Here is a 5,564-nt window from a genome sequence, read left to right as displayed (position 1 = left end):
CACCGTAAGAGACCGCCGACGCTTGCGCTCCGCCTAACGCCGGGCGCCCGCCTACTTGCGGTGGGCGCACAACGATCCTGTGACGGTCACTCGCCTCGAGAGACGCGCACCATCTCGTCGCGGGGAACGACCTTCACGCGGGCACGCTCGTGCGGCGCGCCGAGCGAGATCTCGTGCTCGTCGAGCCGGTGCCATCCGTCGAGGTCGGTCCACCGCACACCGCGCTCCTGCAGCAGCGCGGGGATCGCCTCTTCGGACGGGTCCTCCGGGTGCCACCACGAGCCCTGGTCGTTGATGATGTGGCGCACGGTCTCCATGGCATCCGACTTGGTGTGGCCGATCAGGCCCACCGGTCCGCGCTTGATCCATCCGGTCGCGTAGATGCCCGTCATCTGCTGGTTCGAGTCCTTCGCGAGCACCTGTCCCTCACGGTTGGGGATCACGCCGTGCTTCTTGTCGAACGGCACGCCGGGGAGCGGGGATCCGAAGTATCCGATCGCGCGATACAGGGCCTGCAGCGGCACCTCGCGCATCTCCCCCGTGCCCACCGCGCCGCCCTGCCCGTCGGGCTTCGTGCGCTCGTACACGAGCGCGGCCACACGTCCGGTGTCGTCGGTGCGGACCTCGACCGGGCGCGCCCAGAAGTGCAGGTGAAGGCGACGCGATGCCGTGCCGCCCGCGTTGTTCACCGAGTCGCGCTTGCGCCACGACTGCAGGATGCGGTCGATCACCATGACCTGCTTGTTGCTGGCGACGGCATCCTTGGAGGCCTCGTCGTAGTCGAAGTCCTCGTCGTACACGACCATGTCGACGTCGCGCAGCTCGCCGAGCTCGCGCAGCTCGAGCGGAGTGAACTTCACCTGCGCGGGACCGCGGCGTCCGAACACGTGCACGTCGGTGACCTCGCTCGCCTTGAGCCCCTCGTAGACGTTCTCGGGGACCTCGGTGACCAGCAGATCCTCGGCGTGCTTCGCCAGCATGCGGGCGACGTCGAGAGCGACGTTGCCGTTGCCCAGCACGCCCACCGACGCGGCATCGAGCGGCCACTCGCGCGGCACATCGGGGTGCCCGTCGAACCAGCTGACATAGTCGGCCGCGCCGTAGGAGGCGACGGCGTCGATGCCGGGGATGTCGAGAGTCGTGTCACGGATCGCGCCCGTGGCGAAGATGACCGCGTTGTAGTGGTTCTTCAGGTCGTCGAGCGTGATGTCCTCGCCGAATCGGACGTTGCCGAACAGGCGGATGTCGCCGCGGTCGAGCACATCGCGAAGTGCGTTGATGATGCCCTTGATGCGGGGGTGATCGGGAGCGACGCCGTAGCGGACCAGCCCGTAGGGCGCCGGAAGCTGCTCGAAGAGGTCGATCGAGACGTCGAACTTGCGCTCGGCCTTCAGCAGGATGTCGGCGGCGTAGATGCCGGCGGGGCCCGCTCCGACGATGGCCAGTCTGAGCTTGGTCATAAGGGGTCCTTTCGTATGCCGTGTCGCCCGGCGGTCACGATCGCGGCCGGAGCCGCGGGGTCGTCAGCTGGAGCGTTCGACGAGGGTCTCGGCGAAGCGCGTCAGTGCCTCGCGCACGGTGCCACGCGGAAGCGGGGCGAGCGCGTCGATCGCATCCTTGGTCCAGGAGTGCGCGAGCGCAAGGGTCTTCTGGGTGCTGGCATGATCGCGCAGCTCGGTGAGAGCGCCGTCGAGGATCGACGGGTCGGCACCGTCGGCGATGCGAGCCACGCCGTCGTCGATGCGCGATGCGAGGTCGATCGAGGCGTCATCCTGTTCCGCCTTCAAGAGCAGGTACGGCATGGTCGGCACGCCCGCGCGCAGATCGGTGCCGGGAACCTTGCCGGTGTCCTCGGGCTTGGCCGAGAGGTCGATCACATCGTCGAGCAGCTGGAACGCGACGCCGATCTTCTCTCCGTAGACCCGCAGCGGCTCCTCGTACTCCGCCGGGGCGTTCGAGAAGATCACGCCGCCCTGCGTGGCCGCGGCGATCAGGGACCCGGTCTTGTCGGCGAGCACCTGGATGTAGAACTCGATGGGGTCGTCATCGGGCTGCGCCCCGATCGTCTCGTGCATCTGACCGAGCACGAGCCTCTCGAACGTGTCGGCCTGCAGACGGATCGCGCGCTCCCCCAGCCTGGACATCAGCTGGCTCGCACGCGAGAACAGGATGTCTCCGGTGAGGATGGCGATGTTGTTTCCCCACACCGTCTGCGCGGCGGGAACACCGCGACGGCGGTCGGCACCGTCCATGACGTCGTCGTGGTAGAGCGAGCCGAGGTGGGTGATCTCGAGCGCCTTGGCGACATCGATCACCTGCTCGGTGTTTCCGTCGCCGAGCTGCGCGGCGAGCAGCGTGAGCACCGGACGGATGCGCTTGCCCCCGGCCTCGTACAGGTACCGACTCGCGGCGTCGGCCAGCGGATCGGCGACGCGCACGTCATCGGCGAGCCCGGTCTCGACCTTCTCGAGACCGTCTTCGATCGCCTGAGCGATGCGACGCCCTGCGGTGCCGATGAAGACACGGTCGCTGAAACCGAGACGGCTCGCCAGTCGCGAACCAGGGGCTACGCGGCTCGAAGTCACGCTCTCACCCTACCGTCGTCACGCGTACGTGTTCGTGCCCTGCTCACGTGGAAGCGCTCACGTCGGGCTTGCGCGCACGGTGCAGCGCCACGATGCCGAAAGACAGGTTGCGGTACGCGACGTCGGCCCATCCCGCCTCACGGATCCACGCGGCGAGCTTCTTCTGATCGGGCCACTCGCGGATCGACTCGTTCAGATAGTCGTAGGCCTCGCCGTTGGTGCCGGCGATGCGGGCGACGCGCGGCAGCACCTGGGAGTTGTAGAAGCGGTACCCGGCGCGGAACAGCCCGCTCGGCGGGGTGGAGAACTCGTTGATCACGAGGCGACCGCCCGGCTTCGTCACACGCAGGAGCTCGCGCAGCGCCTTCTTCGGGTCGTTCACGTTGCGCAGCGCGTACGACATGGTGACGGCGTCGAACTCGTCGTCGGAGAACGGCAGATCCGTGGCATCCGCCTGTACGAACGAGAGATTGCGGATGCTGCCGTGTCGACGCTGGCCCTCGGCGAGCATGCCGGCTGAGAAGTCGGCTGCGACGACCTGAGCGCCGCTGCGTGCGAGGGAGGCCGACGACGATGCAGTGCCCGCGCCCAGGTCGAGGATCTTCTCGCCCGGTTTCGGGGCGACGGCCCTGGTCGTGGCTGCACGCCAGAGGGCGTCGTTGCCGACCGTCATCGCCGTGTTCGTGCGGTCGTAGCCTGCGGCGACCTGGTCGAACATGCCGCTGACACGGGCGGGGTCCTTGCCGAGATCGGCGCGGTTGGCTTCGTTCGGGGTCACATGTCCAGTCTAGGCGCGAGCCCTGGGCGCCAGCCGCAGAGCCTCGAGCCGATCCAGCCAGACGTCGGCTGTGGCGTCGTCGAACGGAGCCGTCTGCGCGCAGACCCGGCGTTCGAGGTCGAGAGCGAGGTCTTCGAGCCGCGTCATCACGTCGACCGGGTAGCCGAATTGCACGCTGTGCTCAGCCCACTCGTCGCGGTCGTCGACCCAGGTGCCGCGGTCGCCGACGACCCGCACCACATCGAGGTCCATGTCGATGCCGACAGCGAGCAGCGGATCATCCGACCACCCGACGTCCCACCCGAGGTCGATGTAGATGCGCATGCCCCTCGGGTGATCGCGATTGACCGTCAGCGCATAGTCGTGCTGACGAGGGACGAGAGTCACGTTCGGCGTCGCCGCCACGAACGACGCTCCGGGACGGGCACTGTGCCACCCGGTGGGCTGCCCCAGCCAGTCACCCCACTCGTCGGCGCCGAGATAGACGCATTCGTGTCGCCAGTGCGGGGAGCCGTCCCACTTGCGCCACTGGAAGACCATCTCGGTGCCGGGGTCGGGGCGTGCGTCACTCATGCCCCTCAGCGTAGGCGGCAGCGGCACCTGCCTCTCCCCCTTCCCCGGGCGGGACCCTCGGTGCGGCCGTGGGTCTCGCGCGGGGAAGGCGGTCTCGCCGTGCGGGCGATGCCGCAGGCGGGGGAACTAGGCTGAAGGAGTGAGCAACAGGCTGGTCGTGGAGACCCGTGAGATCGATCCGGTCGAGGATCTCCTGGCCTACGCAGACCCCGCGAATCCCCTCGCCTGGCTGCGCCGAGGAGACGGGATCGTCGCCGTCGACGGCGGCATCGTGGCGAGCATCCGGGTGCCGGCGGGCTCCGGGCGACTGCGATCCGCAGCGATCGCCGCGGCCTGGCGCGACCTCGCACGGGATGCCGAGATCACCGACCCCCTGGCGCTCCCGGGCACGGGCCTCGTCGCCTTCGGAGCGCTGACCTTCGACGAGGACTCCGCGGCGGACAGCGTGCTGATCGTTCCCTCGCTGGTCATCGGCAGGCACCGCGGTCGCGCCTGGCTCACCAGCATCCGATCGTCGTCCGCTCATACGACGGCGGATGCCGAGACGCAGGCCTACGGTCCGCACTGGGCCGGGCGGGTCGGCCCGGGGGCGCAGAGTCCACAGGGATATCAGGACTCGGTGCGGCAGGCGCTCGAGCGCATCGCCGCCGGCGAACTGAGCAAGGTCGTACTCGCACGCGACCTCAGCGGCAGCATCCCGGCCGGCTCCGACCTGCGCCGCCTCGTGCGAGCGCTGTCGACCGGGTACCCCGACACCTGGGCGTTCGCGGTCGACGGGCTCATCGGCGCGAGTCCCGAGACGCTCGTCACCGTGCAGGAGCGCACCGTGACCGCCCGTGTGCTGGCGGGGACCATCGGGCGCGGGGCCGACGCGGACGCCGACACCGCGGCATCCGCCTCCCTGGCATCGAGCACCAAGGATCTCGACGAGCACCAGTACGCCGTGCAGAGCGTGCTGGCGTCGCTGCGTCCGCACACGCGCGCCCTCGCGGCGAGTGAGCAGCCGTTCCTGCTGAAGCTGCCGAACCTCTTCCACCTCGCGACCGATGTCGAAGGGGAGCTCGCCGACGGCGGGTCGTCGCTCGACCTCGTCGGCGCGCTGCATCCGACCGCCGCCGTCGCCGGCACCCCGACCCCCGCGGCGATCGCCGCGATCCGCGCACTCGAGCCGTTCGACCGCGGGCGCTACGCGGGCCCCGTCGGATGGGTCGACGCCGCAGGCAACGGCGAGTGGGCGATCGCGCTGCGCTGCGCGCAGTTCTCGGTCGACTCGAGGGCCGACGACGGCGACATCGCCGTCACCGCGTATGCGGGCGCCGGGATCGTGGCGGGCTCGGATCCGGAGTCGGAGCTGCTCGAGACCAGGGTGAAGTTCCGCCCGCTGGTCGACGCACTGGCCTGAGCCCCGAGGCGAGGGGCTCGACGTCGCGCCGGTGTGGGTGTTTGGGGCGGGGTCGGTGTGTGGTGGGGCTGGGTGGTGGGGTCGGGCTGGCACCTCGCGCCGGAATCGAAGGAAAACAGCGACACCAGGCGCCAACCCCACGCGTGACCCCCACCCCGAGTTGGCACCTCGCGCCGGAATCAAGAGTGAACAGCGACACCAGGCGCCAACTCGACGCAGACACGCA

5 protein-coding genes are annotated in these 5,564 nt (G+C 69.5%); 1 reads left to right on the top strand and 4 read right to left on the bottom strand.

Going from position 1 to position 5,564, the window contains the following annotated elements:
* Nucleotides 1-86: 86 nt before the first annotated feature.
* From RWO82_RS14915 to RWO82_RS14900, 4 genes are all read right to left on the bottom strand, one after another.
* Nucleotides 87-1,460, bottom strand: coding sequence for an FAD-dependent oxidoreductase (locus tag RWO82_RS14915; RefSeq protein ID WP_314428314.1), 1,374 nt, complete (start codon nucleotides 1,458-1,460; stop codon nucleotides 87-89).
* Between the two features lie 63 nt (nucleotides 1,461-1,523).
* Nucleotides 1,524-2,585 carry a polyprenyl synthetase family protein gene (locus RWO82_RS14910; protein ID WP_314428313.1) on the bottom strand — a complete coding sequence of 354 codons (1,062 nt, stop codon included), beginning with the start codon at nucleotides 2,583-2,585 and terminating at the stop codon, nucleotides 1,524-1,526.
* Nucleotides 2,586-2,628: 43 nt separating this feature from the next.
* Nucleotides 2,629-3,363: a class I SAM-dependent methyltransferase gene (locus tag RWO82_RS14905; protein WP_314428312.1), complete on the bottom strand. Its 735-nt coding sequence runs from the start codon at nucleotides 3,361-3,363 to the stop codon at nucleotides 2,629-2,631.
* Nucleotides 3,364-3,372: 9 nt separating this feature from the next.
* On the bottom strand, nucleotides 3,373-3,936 hold the full coding sequence (locus RWO82_RS14900; RefSeq protein WP_314428311.1) for a hypothetical protein: 564 nt from the start codon (nucleotides 3,934-3,936) through the stop codon (nucleotides 3,373-3,375).
* 139 nt (nucleotides 3,937-4,075) lie between these two features.
* Between RWO82_RS14900 and RWO82_RS14895 the strand changes: the two genes are divergently transcribed.
* Nucleotides 4,076-5,338 carry an isochorismate synthase gene (locus RWO82_RS14895; RefSeq protein WP_314428310.1) on the top strand — a complete coding sequence of 421 codons (1,263 nt, stop codon included), beginning with the start codon at nucleotides 4,076-4,078 and terminating at the stop codon, nucleotides 5,336-5,338.
* Nucleotides 5,339-5,564: the final 226 nt, after the last annotated feature.

Origin of the sequence: uncultured Microbacterium sp., from assembly GCF_963521645.1 — a bacterium.
Classification (GTDB): domain Bacteria; phylum Actinomycetota; class Actinomycetes; order Actinomycetales; family Microbacteriaceae; genus Microbacterium.
The sequence above is the reverse complement of the archived record's forward strand: the minus strand, read 5'-3'. Positions and strand labels throughout refer to the sequence as shown.

What these genes read in the sequence shown, in the direction of transcription:
- RWO82_RS14900 (WP_314428311.1), bottom strand. Translation starts at nt 3,936, where the DNA reads ATGAGTGACGCACGCCCCGACCCCGGCACCGAGATGGTCTTCCAGTGG.
- RWO82_RS14915 (WP_314428314.1), bottom strand. Translation starts at nt 1,460, where the DNA reads ATGACCAAGCTCAGACTGGCCATCGTCGGAGCGGGCCCCGCCGGCATC.